Raw genomic sequence first — 18,187 nt, forward strand, 5'->3', positions numbered from 1 at the left:
AGAGTTTCGGGCGGAAAGAAACGGTGGCGCTTCGGGCGGTCGGGGCACGTACCCTTTTCTGTTGTGCCGAATGCCAACGAAGACAGCCCCAGTGCCCTGAGTCAGGTGCAGCACCGTGCGGTCAGTGAACTGCTGCGGGTCTCCCCTGTCGCCGACGACCTTGCCCGCCGTTTCCAAGAGGCGGGCTTCAGCCTTGCCCTGGTGGGTGGCTCGGTCAGGGACGCGCTCCTTGGCCGGCTCGGCAACGACCTCGACTTTACGACCGATGCCTGCCCCGAGGAGGTACTGAAGATCGTCCGGCCGTGGGCGGACTCGTTGTGGGAGGTCGGGATTGCCTTCGGCACGGTGGGGTGCCAGAAGGCGGGCTACCAGATCGAAGTCACGACATACCGGTCGGAGGCGTACGACAGGACCTCACGCAAGCCCGAGGTGTCCTACGGCGACTCCATCGAGGAGGACCTCGTCCGCCGCGATTTCACGGTGAACGCGATGGCCGTCGCGCTTCCGGAGAAAGAGTTCATCGACCCGCACGGCGGTCTCGACGACCTCGCGGCACACCTCCTGCGCACCCCTGGCACGCCCGAGGAGTCGTTCTCCGACGACCCGCTGCGCATGATGCGCGCGGCGCGCTTCGCGGCGCAGCTGGACTTCGAGGTCGCTCCCGAGGTGATCGCCGCGATGACCTCGATGGCTGCGCGCATCGATATCGTCTCGGCCGAGCGGGTGCGCGAAGAATTCAACAAACTCGTTCTCTCCGCCAACCCGCGCAAGGGCCTGAGGCTGCTGGTCGACACCGGGCTCGCCGAGCGCGTGCTGCCGGAGCTGCCCGCTCTGCGTTTGGAGAGTGACGAGCATCACCGGCACAAGGACGTCTATGAGCACTCGCTGACCGTGCTGGAACAGGCCATCGATCTGGAAGAGAACGGGCCTGATCTGGTGCTGCGGCTTGCGGCGCTGCTGCACGACATCGGAAAGCCGAGGACGCGGCGCTTCGAGCAGGACGGCGGAGTCTCCTTCCACCACCACGAGGTGGTGGGCGCGAAGATGACCAAGAAGCGCATGACCGAGCTCAAGTACTCCAACGACCTCGTCAGGGACGTCTCGACGCTGGTGGAACTGCACCTGCGCTTCCACGGTTACGGGACTGGGGAGTGGACCGACTCGGCAGTGCGCCGATATGTGCGCGACGCAGGCCCGCTGCTGGAGCGACTGCACAAGCTGACCCGCTCGGACTGCACCACGCGCAACAAGCGCAAGGCGAGCGCCCTCTCGCGGGCTTATGACGGGCTGGAGGAGCGCATCGCGCAGCTTCAGGGGCAGGAGGAGCTGGACTCCATCCGCCCGGATCTGGACGGCAACCAGATCATGGAGGTGCTAGGTATCGGTCCCGGCCCGGAGATCGGCAAGGCGTACAAGGCCTTGCTGGAGCTGCGACTTGAGAATGGCCCGATGGAGCGCGAGGCTGCGGTTGTGGCGCTCAAGGAGTGGTGGGCGACGCAGAGCTGAGGTCATGTTTCACGTGAAACATGACGGCGGGCGGGGTGCGTTCGACGCATTCGGCCCGTTCGGCTGGGGGCGGTGTTTCACGTGAAACACCGCCCCCAGCCGCGTCACTTGTCAGCCGACCCGCGGTTCCAGCGGCCCATGGCGATCGCGACGGCCGCGTAGAGGGCGGCGACCATGAGCACCAGGGCGACCGAGCGGCCGTCGGCGGGCAGTATCAGTGCGGCGACCGCGGCAGCGCCCACGAACGCCACGTTGAACAGCACGTCGTAGAGCGAGAAGATCCGCCCGCGGTAGGCGTCGTCGACCGAGGACTGCACCACCGTGTCCGTGGCGATCTTCGCGCCCTGCGTGGTGAACCCGAGCACGAAGGCGGCGATCAGCACCGGCACGGGGGCGAAGGACAGACCGAGAGCCGGTTCGAGTACGGCGGCCGCGCCCGCGCAGGCCGCCATCCATCCGTATGGTCCGAGACGCCCCACCGCCCACGGCGTCAGGACGGCCGCCGCGAAGAATCCCGCCCCCGACACCCCGAGGGCCAGCCCGAGCAGCGCCAGGCCGTCCGATCCGCCGGCCGTTCGGTCCGACCAGGCGTACCGGCACAGCATCAGCACCATCACGGTCAGCGCCCCGTAGCAGAAGCGCATCACCGTCATGGCGGCCAGCGAGCGGGCCGCAGCCCGTCGCTCCGCCAGATGGCGCAGTCCGTCGGTCAGACCACGCGCCGTGGACGACAGTGCGGCGCCGAGCCGGGGCTGCACCGACTCGGGATCCGGGCCGAGCAGTTCAGGGCTCATGCGCAGCGAGGCGAGCGCCGCGCAGAGGTACAGTGCCGCCCCCAGGAGTACCGCCGCCGCGTCGGAGTCCGGTCCCACCAGGCGCAGCGCGAGGGCGAGCCCGCCGCCCGCGGTCGCGGCCAGTGTGCCCGCGGTCGGCGAGAGGGCGTTGGCCACGACGAGCCGGTCGGAGTCCACGACGCGCGGCAGGGCTGCCGAGAGCCCGGACAGCACAAAGCGGTTCACGGCCGTGACGGACAGCGCCGAGACATAGAAGAGCCAGTCGGGCACGGACATGAGGATCAGCAGCGCCGTGGCGCAGGCGAGGGCGGCCCGCAGGAGGTTGCCGTAAAGGAAGACCTGCCGGCGCCGCCAGCGGTCGAGCAGGACGCCTGCGAAGGGGCCGACCAGCGAGTAGGGCAGCAGCAGGACGGCCATTGCCGAGGCGATCGCCGCGGGCGAGGTCTGCTTCTCCGGGGAGAAGACGACGTACGTGGCGAGCGCGACCTGGTAGACGCCGTCCGCCGACTGGGAGAGGAGGCGCACCGTCAACAGACGGCGGAAGTTGGTCAGGCGCAGAAGTACGCGCAGGTCACCTACGGCGGGCATGCGAGCAAGGGTCACACACCAGGGCCCGGCATACGAGGAGGGTCCCCGGGCGCGAATGCCCGGGGACCCTCCTCGTGTGACAGTGGCGGAGCCTTAGCGCTCGACCTCGCCCGCGATGAACTTCTCGACGTTGCGGTGGGCCTCGTCGTCGAAGTACTGAACCGGCGGGGACTTCATGAAGTACGAGGACGCGGAGAGGATCGGGCCGCCGATGCCGCGGTCCTTGGCGATCTTCGCGGCGCGCACGGCGTCGATGATGACACCTGCGGAGTTCGGGGAGTCCCAGACCTCAAGCTTGTACTCAAGGTTCAGCGGGACATCGCCGAAGGCGCGGCCCTCAAGGCGGACGTACGCCCACTTGCGGTCGTCCAGCCAGGCCACATAGTCCGAAGGACCGATGTGGACGTTGTCCGCACCCAGGTCGCGGTCGGGGATCTGCGAGGTGACGGCCTGCGTCTTCGAGATCTTCTTGGACTCCAGGCGCTCACGCTCAAGCATGTTCTTGAAGTCCATGTTGCCGCCGACGTTCAGCTGCATCGTGCGGTCCAGGACAACGCCCCGGTCCTCGAAGAGCTTCGCCATCACGCGGTGCGTGATGGTCGCGCCGACCTGCGACTTGATGTCGTCGCCGATGATCGGGACGCCCGCCGCGGTGAACTTGTCCGCCCACTCCTTGGTGCCGGCGATGAAGACCGGAAGGGCGTTGACGAAGGCGACCTTGGCGTCGATGGCGCACTGCGCGTAGAACTTCGCGGCGGCCTCGGAACCGACGGGCAAGTAGCAGACGAGGACGTCGACCTGCTTGTCCTTGAGGATCTTGACGATGTCGACGGGGGCGTCGGCAGCTTCCTCAATGGTCTCGCGGTAGTACTTGCCCAGGCCGTCGAGGGTGTGACCGCGCTGAACGGTGACGCCCGTGTTCGGCACGTCGCAGATCTTGATGGTGTTGTTCTCGCTGGCGCCGATGGCGTCCGCGAGGTCGAGGCCGACCTTCTTCGCGTCGACATCAAAAGCAGCGACGAACTCGACGTCACTGACGTGGTACTCGCCGAAATTGACGTGCATGAGACCCGGGACCTTGCCCGCCGGGTCGGCATCCTTGTAGTACTCGACGCCCTGCACCAGCGAGGCGGCGCAGTTGCCCACGCCGACGATGGCTACGCGAACCGAACCCATTGGCGGTTGCTCCCTGTGTGTATGACGAGTCCCTGCGGAAATGCCGGGACTCACTTGGTGGTGTCGTCGGACGGATCCGGCCGGGAGGAGTCCCGGTGCCGGGGCAGGCCGCCCGTCTCTTCCGATGTGGTGTCCTGCTGAGTCGAGCCGTCGGGGGTGGATCGCTGATCCCGCCCCGCCCGCTCGCTCTCGATGAGCTCGTTCAGCCAGCGCACTTCGCGCTCCACGGACTCCATACCGTGTCGCTGCAGCTCAAGCGTGTAGTCGTCCAGGCGCTCGCGGGTGCGGGCCAGGGAGGCGCTCATCTTGTCGAGACGCTCCTCCAGCCGGCTCCTTCGGCCCTCAAGCACCCGCATCCGCACCTCGCGCTCCGTCTGTCCGAAGAAGGCGAAACGAGCCGCGAAATGCTCGTCCTCCCAGGAGTCGGGGCCGGTATGTGAGAGCAGCTCCTCGAAGCGCTCCTTACCTTCCGCCGTCAGCCGGTAGACGATCTTCGCGCGGCGTCCCGCCAGTGTCGCGGCGAGCGCGTCCTCCGGGGCGCTGCCCGGCTCCTCGATCAACCATCCGCTGGTGACGAGCGTCTTGAGGCAGGGATAGAGGGTGCCGTAACTGAAGGCCCGGAAGACCCCCAGCGACGTGTTGAGGCGTTTACGCAGCTCGTAGCCGTGCATCGGGGACTCCCGCAGCAGCCCGAGCACGGCGAATTCGAGGATGCCTGAGCGTCTGCTCATCCTTCGCCTCCCCGGTCTCCGACGGCCCTTATGCCGAGCTGATGTATCGACTCGATACATCCAGACGATAGAACGGGAGTCCGTCCGCGGCAAGGGGAGCCATGGTGAACGGCGTCACATCGGCAATTTGTAGGACCCAACTTGCCTGTTTTGGGGTGAACATCGGCACTGGGAGGGTTTTGGCGGTGCGTAGTCTGTGCGGCATGCAAACCACCGGGAACCGTGTGACGCGAGGGGGCGTCATCATCCTGGAGGCAATAGCCGTACGGATGAGCCGGGGGATGGGCTGGTCCGTACTTCGGGGGGACCGGAACTCAACTGCCGCTTCCAGGCGCTCTCGCCTGCCCGAGGAGTAGTCGTTCGATGAGCGAGCACCGTCGCAAACCGTCGCAGCCGCAAGGTGGTGGCGGTCGTGCCGCGGCCAGGCGAGCCGCCCAGCAGCCCTCAGGGCGCCGTGCGGCTTCCCCGCGGGACACCACAAGTACCGAGTCACCCTCCGGTTCGTACGAAGAGGAGCCGTCGTACAGCGGCAGGGCCGATGCCCGCCGGGCCGCGCAGCGCGGTTCGGCCGGTGGCGCGCGCCGTCGTGGCCCCGAGCCGGGAGGACCCACAGGTTCGGGCTCCGGCGGTCACGGTGGTGCTGGCCGGCGCGGTGGAGGCGGGGCCGAGGGCTCCGGCCGGGGCCGTGGAGGTGCGCGCCCCAAGAAGAGGCTGATCGACTATCCGCGCTCGGAGAAGTACGGGTGGCGGCGCTTCGTGCCGTCCTGGAAGCAGGTCACCGGCGTCTGCTTCGGCTTCATGGGGATCCTGATGATCGGGGCCGGAGCCGCTTTCGCCTGGGTGGACACGCCCAAAGCGCAGAATATGGCCGTGGTGGAGAACAACGTCTTCTACTGGGACGACGACACGCAGCTCGCCGCGACCGGCGGTGAGCGCAACCGTCAGATCGTCGACATCGGCAGGATCCCGACGTCCACTCAGGACGCGGTGATCGCGGCTGAGAATGCCTCCTTCGACACCGACAAGGGTGTCGACCCGATGGGTATCGCCCGAGCCGTCGTCAACATGGCCAAGGGCGGCGACACCCAGGGCGGCTCGACCATCACCCAGCAGTACGTGAAGAACACATACCTGGACCAGGACCAGACGCTGAAGCGGAAGTTCACCGAGCTCTTCATCTCGATAAAGGTCGGCGCCACGAAGAAGAAGCCGGTCATTCTCGCCGGCTACCTGAACACTGCGTACTTTGGTCGCGACGCCTATGGGATCCAGGCAGCGGCGCAGGCGTACTTCGGCAAGGACAGCGAAAAGCTCAAGCCGGACGAGGGTGCCTTCCTCGCATCGCTGCTCAAGGGCCCGAACCTCTACAACCCGGACGGCGGCATCGGCGACAACGCCACGTCCGAGCTGAACACCAAGCGCGCCCAGGTGCGCTGGAAGTGGATCCTCGACCGGGAGGTCGAGGTGGGTCGCATGACCCAGCAGGACCGGGATCAGTACCAGACGTTCCCCAAGCTCCGGGCCTCGCAGGCGGCGTCCGGCCTCAGTGGTCAAAAGGGCTATCTCGTCGAGACCGCCAAGAAGTACGTGCTCAAGCAGACCGACATCAAGCCCGAGGACTTTGAGCGCGGTGGCTACCGCGTGTATACGACTTTCAATAAGGCGAAGGTCAAGGCGATGGAACAGGCGGTCAGCAAGACCCGCCAGGAGTTCCTCAATCCCGGGAAGCGCCCCGAGACGGACAAATTTGTCCAGTTCGGCTCGTCCTCGATCGATGTGAAGACCGGCAAGATCGTCGCGCTCTACGGCGGTGAGGGCTGGGACAAGAAGCACTTCACCAACAACGCCGACACTTCCGGTGTGCCCGTCGGCTCGACCTGGAAGCCGTACGTCCTCGCCGCGGCGATGACATACGGCACTCAGAACACCGCTGACGGCGTGGGTCTCTCGCCGATGAGCAAGTACAACGGCAACGACATGATCGTTATCAAGGACCGCAACGGCAATCCGATGCCGGGCAAGAACGGCCCGTTCCGGCAGAAGAACGAGAGCAACAGGGCCTACGGCTTCGTCACGCTCAAGGAAGCCATGCAGGACTCCATCAACTCGCCCTTCGTGCAGCTCGGCGTCGATGTCGGCCTGAAGAAGGTGCAGGACGTGGCGGAGGACACCGGAATCCTTGAGGAGAGCATGGACCAGCGCAACGCGTCCTTCTCGCTGGGTACTTCCACCCCGAGCGCGATTCGCATGGCCAGCTCGTACGCGACCTTCGCCGCCTCCGGTGAGCATCGTGAGCCCTACTCGGTCCTCAAGGTCCTGAAGAAGGGCAAGCCGTTGGAAGGCTTTGACGCGCCCAAGGGGCAGGACGCGTTGGAGAAGGACGTCGCCGACAACGTCACCAACGTCCTGGAGAACGTGGTCAAGAACGGCACGGCCAAGAAGGCCCTGGCGCTGGGCCGCCCGGCCGCGGGCAAGACCGGTACCACCGACAAGAACAAGTCGGCCTGGTTCGTCGGCTACACCCCGCAGTTGTCGACCTCGGTCACCCTGTTCCGTACGGACCCCGAGTCCCGCAAGCTGCTCTCCATGAACGGCACCGGCGGCGTCACGTCCATCCACGGCGGTGACATCCCGACCGAGGTCTGGACGAACTACATGCGTGAGGCGCTCAAGGGGCAGCCCAAGACCCCGTTCCCCGAGGGCGGGCTGATCGGTGTGAAGGCCGACGCGAACGGCGCACCGAGTCCGACACCGACTCCCACGCCCAGCGACACGCCCTCGGAGACGCCCTCGGAGACGCCTTCCGAGACGCCTTCCGAGACTCCGTCCGAGTCGCCCTCGGAGACCCCGTCCTGTGAGCCGCTCGACGTCGAGTGCGACAACGGCGGCGCCGACGGCGGAGGCGAGGACGCCGGAGGCACCGACAACGGCGGCGCGGACGGCGGGGCCACCGGGACTCCCGGCCCAGGGGATCCCGACGGCGGCACCACCAACGGAAACACCGGCACCACCAACGGCGATGGCGGCAACGGTGGCCTCTTCGGCGGCGGCGGCTGACGCCACCAGCAGGCGGCTCATGTCGCCAACCCCCTCCCGAGGGCCGTCGCACCCAGTGCGGCGGCCCTCGCCGCGTGTACCGCCCCGTACGGCAGGATGACCCCATGACGAGCGTGCACGAGGACAGGCCCGTAGTACGGCCCACGCAGCAGGACGAAGTTGCCGCAGCCGGCAGTGAGGTCATCGGGGGGCCCGCCGGCCGGTGGGCCAGACTGGGCACCGACCGGCTCACGCCCGTCCGGGTCGTCGCCCTGGTCGCGATCGGGATGTTCGCACTCGGCATGGTGCAGAAGATGCCGTGCTACGAGTGGGCCTGGTTCCGCGGCATCAGTTCCCAGTACACGCACGCGTGTTACTCCGACATCCCGCACCTGTACAACGGACGGGGCTTCGCCGACGGTCTTGTGCCGTACTTCGACCGGCTGCCGACCGGCGACATGGAGTTTCTCGAATACCCCGTGCTGACCGGCCTGTTCATGCAGGTCGCGGCCTGGCTGACGCTCCCCTTCGACGGCTCCGTGCAGGACCGTGAGCAGGCCTACTGGATGATCAACGCGGGCATGCTGATGATCTGCGCCGTCGTCGTCGCCGTCTGCGTCGCCCGTACCCACCGCCGCCGCCCCTGGGACGCCCTGCTCGTCGCCCTGGCGCCCGCACTCGCCCTCACCGCCACCATCAACTGGGACCTGTTGGCCGTCGCTCTCACAGCCGCGGCGATGCTCATGTGGTCCCGGGGGCGCACCGTGGCGTTCGGCGTCCTCATCGGGCTCGCGACGGCCGCCAAGCTCTATCCCGTGCTGCTGCTGGGGCCGCTGCTCGTGCTGTGCTGGCGGTCGGGCAGACGCCGGGAGTACGGAGAGGCCCTCCTCGGCGCCGCGGGGGCCTGGCTCCTGGTGAATCTGCCCATCATGGCGTTCGCGCCCGACGGGTGGAAAAAGTTCTACACCTTCAGCCAGGAACGGTCCGTCGACTTCGGTTCCTTCTGGCTGATCATCACCCAGCGCACCGGCAGGTCCCTCGACGTCGAAGCCGTCAACACGTACGCCACGCTCCTGATGATCCTGCTGTGCGCGGGCATCGGGCTGCTGACCCTGACCGCTCCCCGCCGGCCGCGCTTCGCCCAGCTCGCCTTCCTGGTCGTCGCCGCCTTCATCCTGACCAACAAGGTCTACTCACCGCAGTACGTGCTGTGGCTGATCCCGCTCGCCGCCCTGGCCAGGCCGCGCTGGCGGGACTTCCTGATCTGGCAGGCCTGCGAGGTCATGTACTTCTTCGGGATCTGGCTGTACCTCGCGTACACGTCGAGCGACGACAAGCACCAGGGGCTCCCGCCCGAGGGATACCAACTCGCCATCGCCATGCATCTGCTGGGGACGCTCTACCTGTGCGCCGTCGTCGTACGCGACATCCTCATGCCGGAGCGCGACCCCGTACGGCGTGACGGCTCGGACGACCCGTCGGGCGGGGTCCTCGACCGTGCGGAGGACGTCTTTGCCCTGGGGCCCGCGGCTCATCCGCCGCGGCACGGCGTGCAGCGCTACGAGGGGGCGCAGGTCGAGTGGGGCACCACTGCGCCGGGCGCGCCCCGGGCCGGCGGGACGGCCCGGACATGAGAAAGCCCCCCGGGTCGCCGACCCGGGGGGCTTCTGCTTGCGGTTCGAGTGCCGGCGTCTAGCGGTCGACGATCCGGTCGAACTGCGTGGTCGTATGGCGCAGATGGGCCACCAGTTCCTCGCCGACCGTCGGCTCCTGGGCATCCGCGGGCACGAACAGGATCGACACCTGCATGTGCGGCGGCTCGGCGAACCAGCGCTGCTTGCCCGCCCACACGAACGGTGCGAGATTGCGGTTGACCGTGGCCAGACCGGCCCGCGCCACACCCTTCGCACGCGGCATCACCCCGTGCAGCGCCTTGGGCGCCTCCAGGCCCACACCGTGCGACGTACCGCCGGCCACCACGACCAACCAGCCGTCCGACGCCGCCTTCTGCTGGCGGTAGCCGAAACGGTCGCCCTTGGACACCCGGGTCACATCGAGTACCGAACCCCGGTACTCCGTCGCCTCGTGGTCGCCCAGCCACAGCCGCGTACCGATGCGCGCGCGGAAGCGGGTCTGCGGGAACTGCTGCTGCAGCCGCGACAGTTCGTTCGCCTTCAGATGGCTGACGAACATCGTGTGTAGCGGCAGCCGGGCCGCCCGCAGCCGGTCCATCCAGGTGATGACCTCCTCGACGGCGTCCGAGCCGTCGAGCCGGTCCAGGGGGAGGTGCAGTGCGAAGCCTTCAAGGCGTACGTCCTCGATGGCCGCGTGGAGCTGTCCGAGCTCCTCCTCGCGGACGCCGTGACGCTTCATCGAGCTCATGCACTCGATGACGACCCGGGCGCCGACCAGCGCGTGCACTCCGTCGACCGAGGACACGGAGCGGATGACCCGGTCGGGCAGTGGGACCGGCTCCTCGCCACGCCGGAACGGCGTCAGGACGAGCAGATCACCACCGAACCAGTCTTTGACGCGGGCCGCTTCGTACGTGGTGCCGACGGCGAGGATGTCCGAGCCGAAGCGCGTCGCCTCGTCCGCGAGCCGCTCGTGGCCGAAGCCGTAGCCATTGCCCTTGCAGACCGGCACGATCCCCGGGAACTGATCGAGCACAGACTTCTGGTGCGCCCGCCAGCGCGCGGTGTCGACGTACAGAGTGAGCGCCATGGCCGGTCCGGAACCTTTCTCGGGTGTGCGGTGAATCAGATGTGAATCAGATATGGGTTCAGATGTGGGTTCAGATGTGGGTGAGGAATTCAGAGGTCAGCGACGGGACATATACATGTCGAGTGCCTTGTGCAGCACCTTGTTGAGCGGGAAGTCCCACTCGCCGACGTACTCGACGGCCTCGCCGCCGGTGCCCACCTTGAACTGGATCAGGCCGAAGAGGTGGTCGGTCTCGTCGAGGGAGTCGGAAATGCCCCGCAGGTCATAGACCGTCGCGCCCATCGCGTACGCGTCGCGCAGCATCCGCCACTGCATCGCGTTCGAGGGGCGGACTTCACGCTTGTGGTTCGCGGACGCGCCGTAGGAGTACCAGACATGGCCGCCGACGATCAGCATCGTCGCGGCCGCCACGTTCTCGCCCTCGTGACGGGCGAAGTACAGCCGCATCCGGTTGGGGTCCTCGGTGTTCAGGACCGTCCACATGCGCTGGAAGTACGAGAGCGGGCGCGGCCGGAAATGATCGCGCTCAGCGGTGATCTCGTACAGCCGCTGCCACTCGGCGAGGTCGTCGTAGCCGGCCTGGACGACCTCGACACCGGCCTTCTCGGCCTTCTTGATATTGCGCCGCCACAGCTGGTTGAAGCCCTTGAGGACATCGTCCAGCGAGCGGTTGGCGAGCGGCACCTGGAAGACATAGCGCGGCTGTACGTCGCCGAAGCCGGCGCCACCGTCCTCCGCCTGCTGCCAGCCCATCTTCCGCAGCCGGTCCGAGACTTCGAAGGCGCGCGGCTCGATGTGCGAGGCCTCCACGTCACGGAGCCGCTTGACGTCCGGGTCCTGGATTCCCGACTTGATCGCGATCGCGTTCCAGCGGCGGATGACGACGGGCGGACCCATCTTCACCGAGAACGCACCCTGCTGCTTGAGGTGCGCCAGCATCGGCCGCAGCCAGTCGTTCAGGTTCGGGGCGTACCAGTTGATCACCGGGCCCTCGGGCAGATAAGCGAGGTACCGCTTGATCTTGGGCAGCTGCCGGTACAGCACCAGTCCGGCGCCGACCTGCTGGTCGTCCTTGTCGAACCAGCCGAGGCTTTCGGAACGCCATTCGGTCTTCACGTCGGCCCATGCCGGAACCTGGCAGTGACTCGCCGCAGGCAGGCTCTGGATGTACGCCAGATGCTGCTCTCGGCTGATGGTCCTCAGGGTCAGGCTCATGCGGGGCGCTCCTCGGCAGGCGTGTCTCGCGCCGAAGCCTACTGCGCCGAAGGAGCGCCCCGTCTGGCCCGGGGCGCAGCGGGCCCGGGGGGTGCCGTCGACACCCCCTAGCCCAGCACTCCGCCGAACAGACCGCCGTGCGCCATACCCAGGAAGAACCCGATCGCGGACGCCCCCAGACCAAGGATCAACAAGAAGCGCTCACGTGTCGTCGCCGAGATGAACTGGCCGTACGCACCCGTGAGGATCCCCAAAAGTCCTGCCCAGGAGCTGAGCAGATGCAGGTCGTGGAACATCGCGGAGACGAAAGCGATCAGGCCCAGCACCACCGTCACCACGACCAGGGTGTCCTGGAGCGGATGGGGCTTGCCGTCCGTGGCGAAGAGAGAGATGGAGGAGTTTCGTCGCATTGTCTGTGCCATGGAGCACCTCCTGTCGGAAGGCGGCGAACGGTAACGCCGCACACACCCGATGTGTACAAATTGTGGCCCCTCTCGGCCGGATTTCAACCTGAGGGTGGTGAGCAGGTACTCTGTACGGTCTGCACCGGTTGTCTGTCCATGCCAGGAAACAGGCGCCTCTCTCGTAGAGGTCGACTGTCAGTGGCGGCCGATACCGTTGCGTACGCATCACGACCCTCCTGCCACGGATCGACCGTGGCCGCTGAGTCCAAAGGAGGTGGGTTCCACATGCGTCATTACGAAATGATGGTCATCCTCGACCCCGATCTCGAGGAGCGCGCTGTCTCCCCGTTGATCGAGAACTTCCTCTCCGTTGTCCGTGAGGGCAACGGAAAGGTCGAGAAGGTCGACACCTGGGGCCGTCGTCGCCTCTCCTACGAGATCAACAAGAAGCCCGAGGGCATCTACTCGGTCATCGACCTGCAGGCCGAGCCTGCGGTCGTCAAGGAGCTCGACCGACAGATGAACCTGAGCGAGTCGGTCCTCCGGACCAAGGTCCTCCGCCCCGAAACCCACTGAGCTCAGTAGCTCAGCGGTAATCGGGTCCGAGTAGCAACAAGCAGCCAGCAGCAATCCCCGCCGAGAGGTTCCCCCATGGCAGGCGAGACCGTCATCACGGTCGTCGGCAATCTCGTCGACGACCCCGAGCTGCGCTTCACCCCGTCCGGTGCGGCGGTCGCGAAGTTCCGTGTCGCGTCCACACCCCGCATCTTCGACAAGCAGACCAATGAGTGGAAGGACGGCGATGGCCTGTTCCTCACCTGCTCGGTCTGGCGTCAGGCGGCGGAGAACGTCGCGGAGTCGCTTCAGCGAGGCATGCGCGTAGTCGTGCAGGGCCGGCTGAAGCAGCGGTCCTACGAGGACCGTGAGGGCGTCAAGCGCACGGTCTATGAACTGGACGTCGAGGAAGTCGGCCCCAGCCTCAAGACCGCCACGGCCAAGGTCACCAAGACCACGGGCCGAGGTGGCCAGGGTGGATACGGCGCCGGTGGTGCCGGTGGTGGCGGCGGTCAGCAGCAGGGCGGCGGCAGCTGGGGTGGAAACTCCGGCGGCGGCAGCCCGCAGCAGCAGCAGGGCGGCGGCGCATCTGCCGCCGAGGACCCCTGGGCCACCAACGCACCGGCCGGCGGCGGTCAGCAGCAGGGCGGCGGCAGCTGGGGCGGAAGCTCCGGCGGTTCAGCCGGCAGCGGCGGCAGCGGCGGCTACTCGGACGAGCCCCCCTTCTAAGGCGGGTCCGTACCCCACTTCTTGATCACACAGGAGAGACACAATGGCGAAGCCGCCTGTGCGCAAGCCTAAGAAGAAGGTCTGCGCATTCTGCAAGGACAAGACCGTGTACGTGGACTACAAGGACACGAACATGCTGCGGAAGTTCATTTCCGACCGTGGCAAGATCCGTGCCCGCCGCGTGACCGGCAACTGCACTCAGCACCAGCGTGACGTCGCCACGGCTGTCAAGAACAGCCGTGAGATGGCGCTGCTGCCCTACACGTCCACCGCGCGATAAGGGAAGGGTGACCGAAAAATGAAGATCATCCTCACCCACGAGGTCACTGGCCTCGGTACCGCTGGCGACGTCGTTGACGTCAAGGACGGTTACGCTCGCAACTACCTGGTCCCGCGCGGTTTCGCAATCCGCTGGACCAAGGGTGGCGAGAAGGACGTGGCGCAGATCCGCCGCGCCCGCAAGATCCACGAGATCGCGACCATCGAGCAGGCCAACGAGATCAAGGCCAAGCTCGAAGGCGTGAAGGTCAGCCTGGCTGTTCGCTCCGGCGACGCCGGCCGCCTCTTCGGTTCCGTCACTCCGGCCGACGTCGCTACGGCGATCAAGGCTGCCGGTGGCCCCGAGGTCGACAAGCGCCGCGTTGAGCTTGGCGCCCCGATCAAGACCCTTGGTTCGCACCAGGTCTCCGTGCGTCTGCACGCTGAGGTCGCCGCGAAGCTCGGTGTCGAGGTCGTTGCTGCCTAAGCACTGCACTGCACCGCATTTCGCAGAGCATTGAGCGCTGAGAAGGGCCGTACCCCATGGGTACGGCCCTTCTTCGTCTGTCGTCCGCCGTTGTGCCTGTGTACGTCGTTGTGGGTTGTTCCGCCTGGTTCCGCCTAGTTTCGCGATGTTTCACGTGAAACATCGCTCAGCGCGTGGCGCCCGTGACGATCCAGCGGCCCGAGCGGGCGCGCAGCCAGAGGGTCACCAGCCGGACGACCATCATCAGCGCCATCGCCCACCACAGCGCCGTCAGCCCGCCGCCGAACTTGGGCACGAGCAGTGCGACCGGCGTGAATACCGCCAGTGTCGCCAGCATGGCCCAGGCCAGATAGGGGCCGTCCCCCGCGCCCATCAGTACACCGTCCAGCACAAAGACGATCCCAGAGACGGGCTGAATGACGGCGACCACCAACAGTGCGGGCAGCAGCGCGTCCTGTACGACTTGATCGGTCGTGAACATCTGGATGAAGAGCGGCCGCGAAACCATGACGAGCACGCCGAACAGCACCCCGGCGGCCACCCCCCACTCGACCATCCGCCGGCACGCTTCCCGCGCGCCCTTGGCGTCATTGGCGCCGAGATAGCGCCCGATGATCGCTTGGCCGGCGATGGCGATGGCATCAAGAGCGAAGGCCAGCAGGCTCCACAAGGACAGGATGATCTGGTTGGCCGCGACCTCGGCGTCCCCGAGGCGGGCGGCCACAGCGGTGGCGATCATCAGGACTGCGCGCAGCGAGAGCGTACGGACCAGCAGGGGAGCGCCGGCCTGGGCAGAGGCCCTGATACCGGCCAGGTCGGGGCGCAGGGACGCTCCGTGCCGTCGCGCACCGCGGACCACCACTACGAGATAGACGGCGGCCATCCCGATCTGGGCGATCACGGTGCCCCAGGCGGAGCCTGCGATGCCCAGCCCAGCGCCGTACACCAGTCCCACATTGAGGCCCGCGTTGGCGGTGAAGCCGCCGATGGCGACGTAGAGGGGTGTCCGGGTGTCCTGGAGGCCGCGCAGCACCCCGGTGGCGGCGAGGACCACGAGCATCGCCGGGATGCCGAGGCTGGAGATGCGCAAATACGTGATCGCGTACGGAGCAGCCGTGTCGGAGGCGCCGAAGATGCCGACGAGCCAGGGGGCGCCGGGCAGGACGATCGCGATGACGCCCGCGCCGAGAATCAGGGCGAGCCAGATGCCGTCCATCCCCTGACGGATCGCGGATGCGAGGTCACCCGCACCCACCCGGCGCGCGACCGCCGCGGTGGTGGCGTAGGCGAGGAAGACGAAGACGCTCACGGCGGTGGTCAACAGGGCGGCCGCGATGGCGAGACCGGCGAGCTGCGGTGTGCCGAGGTGCCCGACAACCGCGCTGTCGACCATCAGGAAGAGCGGCTCCGCGACCAGCGCACCGAAGGCGGGCAGGGCGAGCGCGAGGATTTCGCGGTCATGTTGGCGGCGGCCGGTCTTGGGTGCCGAGGGTGCCTGGGTCATGGGCTCAATCTAATCTTCCACAGGTAAGTGATGCAATGACCTAGGGACCCTTACTTGAGGCCCCTGTGGGGGTTCGGCTGTACGCCGTTTGTTCCGATCTTGGGCCAAGGGGCAAAGTTTTTCTTCCCCACAGCCGGTGGACGAAGAAAGTGCAGGTCAGGGTGGTGCTCATGAGGGCGCTATGAGTTTGTCCACAGTGCTGTCCCCCGGTCCGTGCACAGGTTCTGGAGGGTTCTCCACAGCAACTGGTCCTTCGTCCACATGGCCTGTGGATAACCAGATTGGCTGACGGTGCCTGCGGGCCTACCGTGGTCCGGCGCCCGCCTTCCGTTCCGGCCCTGGAACCTCGTTGAACTTGACGCGCCGGAACCGGAGTCGGGCGTCTCATTTGTCAGAGCCGTGCCGTAAGAAAGAGTGGCACAGCGAGGTCCGCGGAGCGGACGGGAGGAGGTGGCCCGGTGAGCACTCCCGAGCCATTGGACGACCCCTGGGCCGACAGCGGTCCTGGTGACCGTCTGCCCTCCCGCCGACGCCGCGGCGAGGGCAAGGGCCGCGACGAGCAGAACGACGGGGGACGGGAGGGCGGCGGCTGGGAGGGCGGCTCTCCGGGATTCGAGCGGGTTCCCCCGCAGGACCTCGACGCGGAGCAGTCGGTTCTCGGCGGCATGCTGCTGTCCAAGGACGCCATCGCCGACGTGGTGGAGGTCATCAAGGGCAACGACTTCTACCGGCCGGCCCACGAGACCGTCTATACGGCGATTCTCGATCTCTACGCCAAGGGTGAGCCGGCCGACCCCATCACGGTGGCCGCCGAGCTGACCAGGCGCGGTGAGATCACGAAGGTCGGCGGCGCATCGTATCTGCACACCCTGGTGCAGACCGTGCCGACCGCGGCCAACGCGGAGTACTACGCCGAGATCGTCCATGAGCGGGCGGTGCTGCGCCGGCTGGTCGAGGCGGGCACAAAGATCACGCAGATGGGATACGCGGCCGACGGCGACGTCGACGAGATCGTCAACGCCGCACAGGCCGAGATCTACGCGGTCACCGAGCAGCGCACCAGCGAGGACTATCTGCCGCTCGGCGACATCATGGAGGGCGCGCTCGACGAGATCGAGGCAATCGGTTCGCGCACCGGCGAGATGACCGGTGTGCCCACCGGTTTCACGGACTTCGACTCGCTGACCAACGGCCTGCACCCCGGCCAGATGATCGTCATCGCTGCCCGTCCCGCCATGGGTAAGTCGACGCTGGCGCTGGACTTCGCGCGGGCCTGCTCGATCAAGGCCGGTCTGCCCAGCGTGATCTTCTCCCTCGAAATGGGACGCAATGAGATCGCGATGCGTCTGCTGTCGGCGGAGGCACGGGTGGCGCTGCACCACATGCGCTCAGGGACGATGACGGACGAGGACTGGACGCGGCTGGCGCGACGTATGCCGGACGTGTCGGCGGCGCCGCTGTTCATCGACGACTCGCCCAACCTATCGATGATGGAGATCCGGGCGAAGTGCCGACGGTTGAAGCAGCGTCAGGATCTGAAGCTGGTGGTCATCGACTATCTGCAGCTGATGCAGTCCGGTGGTTCGAAGCGTGCGGAGAACCGCCAGCAGGAGGTCTCGGACATGTCCCGAAACCTCAAGCTGCTGGCGAAGGAGCTGGAAGTCCCGGTGGTCGCGCTCTCGCAGCTGAACCGTGGCCCGGAGCAACGCACGGACAAGAAGCCGATGGTGTCCGACCTCCGTGAATCGGGATCGATCGAGCAGGACGCGGACATGGTGATCCTGCTGCACCGCGAGGATGCGTACGAGAAGGAGTCACCGCGCGCGGGCGAGGCGGACCTGATCGTGGCCAAGCACCGAAATGGTCCGACGGCGACGATCACCGTGGCCTTCCAGGGCCACTACTCACGCTTCGTGGACATGGCCCAGGCCTGATCCATCCCGTGGCGGCCGACTCGACCCTTCGAATCGGCCGCGGGGCGGTGTCAGATGCTCATCTTGAAGCCGATGTGGGAGGGCTCGAAGCCGAGCCGCTCATAGAAGCGGTGCGCGTCGGTGCGGGTGGCGTCCGTGGTCAGTTGGACCAACTGGCAGTTCTGGCGGCGTGATTCGTCGATCGCCCACTCGATGAGCCGGGTACCGAGGCCGCTGCCGCGCTCGTCGGCGTGGATCCGTACGCCCTCGATGATCGAGCGCGTGGAGCCCCGCCGCGAAAGACCGGGGACGATCGTCAGCTGAAGTGTGCCGACGACCTTCTCGGTGCCCGTGGTGCCCTTGCCCGCGGTGCCCACGCGGACGGCCACCACGACGTGCTGGTTCGGGTCCGCGGCGAGGCGCTCGAAGGCGGCGGTGTACGGGGTCAGGTCGTCCGGGGACTCGCGCCGGGCGCCCAGCGCGTCGTCGGCGAGCATGGCGACAATCGCCGGAATGTCCTCGGGCGCCGCGGCATGTATCTCAAGATCACTCATGGGCGGAAGATTA

The 18,187-nt window shown here is 67.0% G+C and carries 16 protein-coding genes; 8 read left to right on the forward strand and 8 right to left on the reverse strand.

Going from position 1 to position 18,187, the window contains the following annotated elements; translation table 11 throughout:
* The first annotated feature begins 63 nt into the window (after positions 1–63).
* Positions 64–1,506, forward strand: a complete 1,443-nt coding sequence (locus tag ABCR94_RS04100) for a CCA tRNA nucleotidyltransferase (RefSeq protein ID WP_347117583.1) — start codon at positions 64–66, stop codon at positions 1,504–1,506.
* 104 nt (positions 1,507–1,610) lie between these two features.
* Here the strand turns inward: ABCR94_RS04100 and ABCR94_RS04105 are convergent, their stop codons facing one another.
* The 3 genes from ABCR94_RS04105 to ABCR94_RS04115 all read right to left on the reverse strand — a co-directional run bounded on the left by ABCR94_RS04105 (position 1,611) and on the right by ABCR94_RS04115 (position 4,795).
* Positions 1,611–2,888, reverse strand: coding sequence for an MFS transporter (locus tag ABCR94_RS04105; RefSeq protein WP_347117584.1), 1,278 nt, complete (start codon positions 2,886–2,888; stop codon positions 1,611–1,613).
* A gap of 93 nt (positions 2,889–2,981) precedes the next feature.
* A complete protein-coding gene (locus ABCR94_RS04110) occupies positions 2,982–4,064 on the reverse strand; it encodes an inositol-3-phosphate synthase (protein WP_347117585.1) in 1,083 nt (360 codons plus the stop codon).
* A 50-nt stretch (positions 4,065–4,114) separates the two neighbouring features.
* Positions 4,115–4,795: a PadR family transcriptional regulator gene (locus ABCR94_RS04115; RefSeq protein ID WP_347117587.1), complete on the reverse strand. Its 681-nt coding sequence runs from the start codon at positions 4,793–4,795 to the stop codon at positions 4,115–4,117.
* Between the two features lie 363 nt (positions 4,796–5,158).
* Between ABCR94_RS04115 and ABCR94_RS04120 the strand changes: the two genes are divergently transcribed.
* Both ABCR94_RS04120 and ABCR94_RS04125 read left to right on the forward strand, forming a co-directional pair.
* Complete coding sequence (locus ABCR94_RS04120; RefSeq protein ID WP_347117588.1) at positions 5,159–7,852, forward strand: transglycosylase domain-containing protein; 2,694 nt, start codon at positions 5,159–5,161, stop codon at positions 7,850–7,852.
* Positions 7,853–7,956: 104 nt separating this feature from the next.
* On the forward strand, positions 7,957–9,465 hold the full coding sequence (locus ABCR94_RS04125) for a glycosyltransferase family 87 protein (protein WP_347117589.1): 1,509 nt from the start codon (positions 7,957–7,959) through the stop codon (positions 9,463–9,465).
* Between the two features lie 58 nt (positions 9,466–9,523).
* Here the strand turns inward: ABCR94_RS04125 and ABCR94_RS04130 are convergent, their stop codons facing one another.
* From ABCR94_RS04130 to ABCR94_RS04140, 3 genes are all read right to left on the reverse strand, one after another.
* The gene (locus tag ABCR94_RS04130; protein ID WP_283521967.1) at positions 9,524–10,555 is read right to left on the reverse strand and encodes an alanine racemase; all 1,032 of its coding nucleotides are present in this window, start codon (positions 10,553–10,555) and stop codon (positions 9,524–9,526) included.
* A 96-nt stretch (positions 10,556–10,651) separates the two neighbouring features.
* On the reverse strand, positions 10,652–11,770 hold the full coding sequence (locus tag ABCR94_RS04135) for a lipid II:glycine glycyltransferase FemX (protein ID WP_347117590.1): 1,119 nt from the start codon (positions 11,768–11,770) through the stop codon (positions 10,652–10,654).
* A gap of 107 nt (positions 11,771–11,877) precedes the next feature.
* A complete protein-coding gene (locus ABCR94_RS04140) occupies positions 11,878–12,192 on the reverse strand; it encodes a hypothetical protein (RefSeq protein WP_347117592.1) in 315 nt (104 codons plus the stop codon).
* A gap of 267 nt (positions 12,193–12,459) precedes the next feature.
* Here ABCR94_RS04140 and rpsF point away from each other — a divergent pair, with 267 nt between their 5' ends.
* The 4 genes from rpsF to rplI all read left to right on the forward strand — a co-directional run bounded on the left by rpsF (position 12,460) and on the right by rplI (position 14,203).
* Positions 12,460–12,750, forward strand: a complete 291-nt coding sequence (gene rpsF, locus ABCR94_RS04145; RefSeq protein ID WP_347117594.1) for a 30S ribosomal protein S6 — start codon at positions 12,460–12,462, stop codon at positions 12,748–12,750.
* A gap of 75 nt (positions 12,751–12,825) precedes the next feature.
* Positions 12,826–13,458, forward strand: a complete 633-nt coding sequence (locus tag ABCR94_RS04150; RefSeq protein WP_347117596.1) for a single-stranded DNA-binding protein — start codon at positions 12,826–12,828, stop codon at positions 13,456–13,458.
* 43 nt (positions 13,459–13,501) lie between these two features.
* Entirely contained in the window at positions 13,502–13,738 is a 237-nt protein-coding gene (gene rpsR / locus ABCR94_RS04155; protein WP_003956534.1) for a 30S ribosomal protein S18, read from the forward strand.
* A gap of 18 nt (positions 13,739–13,756) precedes the next feature.
* Positions 13,757–14,203 carry a 50S ribosomal protein L9 gene (gene rplI, locus ABCR94_RS04160; protein WP_283521972.1) on the forward strand — a complete coding sequence of 149 codons (447 nt, stop codon included), beginning with the start codon at positions 13,757–13,759 and terminating at the stop codon, positions 14,201–14,203.
* A gap of 166 nt (positions 14,204–14,369) precedes the next feature.
* On the opposite strand, the gene ABCR94_RS04165 is transcribed toward rplI, so the two are convergent.
* A complete protein-coding gene (locus tag ABCR94_RS04165) occupies positions 14,370–15,707 on the reverse strand; it encodes an MATE family efflux transporter (protein WP_347117597.1) in 1,338 nt (445 codons plus the stop codon).
* A 476-nt stretch (positions 15,708–16,183) separates the two neighbouring features.
* On the opposite strand from ABCR94_RS04165, the gene dnaB reads away from it, so the two are divergent.
* Positions 16,184–17,641 carry a replicative DNA helicase gene (dnaB, locus tag ABCR94_RS04170; protein WP_347118445.1) on the forward strand — a complete coding sequence of 486 codons (1,458 nt, stop codon included), beginning with the start codon at positions 16,184–16,186 and terminating at the stop codon, positions 17,639–17,641.
* Positions 17,642–17,691: 50 nt separating this feature from the next.
* On the opposite strand, the gene ABCR94_RS04175 is transcribed toward dnaB, so the two are convergent.
* A complete protein-coding gene (locus tag ABCR94_RS04175) occupies positions 17,692–18,174 on the reverse strand; it encodes a GNAT family N-acetyltransferase (protein ID WP_347117598.1) in 483 nt (160 codons plus the stop codon).
* Between the last annotated feature and the right edge of the window lie 13 nt (positions 18,175–18,187).

The sequence above is a fragment of the Streptomyces changchenzhani genome (assembly GCF_039766235.1).
Taxonomy (GTDB): Bacteria; Actinomycetota; Actinomycetes; order Streptomycetales; family Streptomycetaceae; genus Streptomyces.

Bases quoted from the DNA above. Each gene is read 5' to 3' on its own strand.
- ABCR94_RS04105 (WP_347117584.1), bottom strand. From the start codon at position 2,888: ATGCCCGCCGTAGGTGACCTGCGCGTACTTCTGCGCCTGACCAACTTC.
- ABCR94_RS04110 (WP_347117585.1), bottom strand. From the start codon at position 4,064: ATGGGTTCGGTTCGCGTAGCCATCGTCGGCGTGGGCAACTGCGCCGCC.
- ABCR94_RS04115 (WP_347117587.1), bottom strand. From the start codon at position 4,795: ATGAGCAGACGCTCAGGCATCCTCGAATTCGCCGTGCTCGGGCTGCTG.
- ABCR94_RS04120 (WP_347117588.1), top strand. From the start codon at position 5,159: ATGAGCGAGCACCGTCGCAAACCGTCGCAGCCGCAAGGTGGTGGCGGT.
- ABCR94_RS04125 (WP_347117589.1), top strand. From the start codon at position 7,957: ATGACGAGCGTGCACGAGGACAGGCCCGTAGTACGGCCCACGCAGCAG.
- ABCR94_RS04130 (WP_283521967.1), bottom strand. From the start codon at position 10,555: ATGGCGCTCACTCTGTACGTCGACACCGCGCGCTGGCGGGCGCACCAG.
- ABCR94_RS04135 (WP_347117590.1), bottom strand. From the start codon at position 11,770: ATGAGCCTGACCCTGAGGACCATCAGCCGAGAGCAGCATCTGGCGTAC.
- ABCR94_RS04140 (WP_347117592.1), bottom strand. From the start codon at position 12,192: ATGGCACAGACAATGCGACGAAACTCCTCCATCTCTCTCTTCGCCACG.
- rpsF (WP_347117594.1), top strand. From the start codon at position 12,460: ATGCGTCATTACGAAATGATGGTCATCCTCGACCCCGATCTCGAGGAG.
- ABCR94_RS04150 (WP_347117596.1), top strand. From the start codon at position 12,826: ATGGCAGGCGAGACCGTCATCACGGTCGTCGGCAATCTCGTCGACGAC.
- rpsR (WP_003956534.1), top strand. From the start codon at position 13,502: ATGGCGAAGCCGCCTGTGCGCAAGCCTAAGAAGAAGGTCTGCGCATTC.
- rplI (WP_283521972.1), top strand. From the start codon at position 13,757: ATGAAGATCATCCTCACCCACGAGGTCACTGGCCTCGGTACCGCTGGC.
- ABCR94_RS04165 (WP_347117597.1), bottom strand. From the start codon at position 15,707: ATGACCCAGGCACCCTCGGCACCCAAGACCGGCCGCCGCCAACATGAC.
- ABCR94_RS04175 (WP_347117598.1), bottom strand. From the start codon at position 18,174: ATGAGTGATCTTGAGATACATGCCGCGGCGCCCGAGGACATTCCGGCG.